The sequence below is a fragment of the Paraburkholderia sp. SIMBA_027 genome (assembly GCF_046535315.1).
In the GTDB taxonomy this organism is placed as follows: domain Bacteria; phylum Pseudomonadota; class Gammaproteobacteria; order Burkholderiales; family Burkholderiaceae; genus Paraburkholderia; species Paraburkholderia tropica.
In genome coordinates, this window is record NZ_JAWRWY010000463.1 from 1 (window position 1) to 276 (window position 276).

At 62.3% G+C, this 276-nt stretch carries 1 protein-coding gene; it reads right to left on the reverse strand.

Features of this window, described 5'->3' with window-relative positions:
- Nucleotides 1–276: histidine kinase dimerization/phospho-acceptor domain-containing protein (locus SB764_RS39840; RefSeq protein WP_410866727.1), on the reverse strand; the 276-nt coding region annotated here is incomplete at both ends.

Genomic DNA, 276 nt, shown 5'->3' on the forward strand with positions numbered 1-276 from the left:
TTCGACGCATCAGGTCGGCCATCCCGCCGACAACGTCGGAAACCCGCAGCGAGTCGATCTTGAGCTCTTGCCGTCGTGCGAACGCCAAAAGCCGTTGCGTCAGCGTTGCGCCGCGCTGCGCGCCCTGAATGGCATTTTCGATGAGGTCTAGGACGTCCGGCCTGACGGCCCGCTTCCTGGCGATCTCAAGGCTGCCCAGGATCGCCGTCAGGAGATTGTTGAAGTCGTGGGCCAGACCACCTGTCAACTGCCCGACTGCCTCCAATTTGTGTGCCT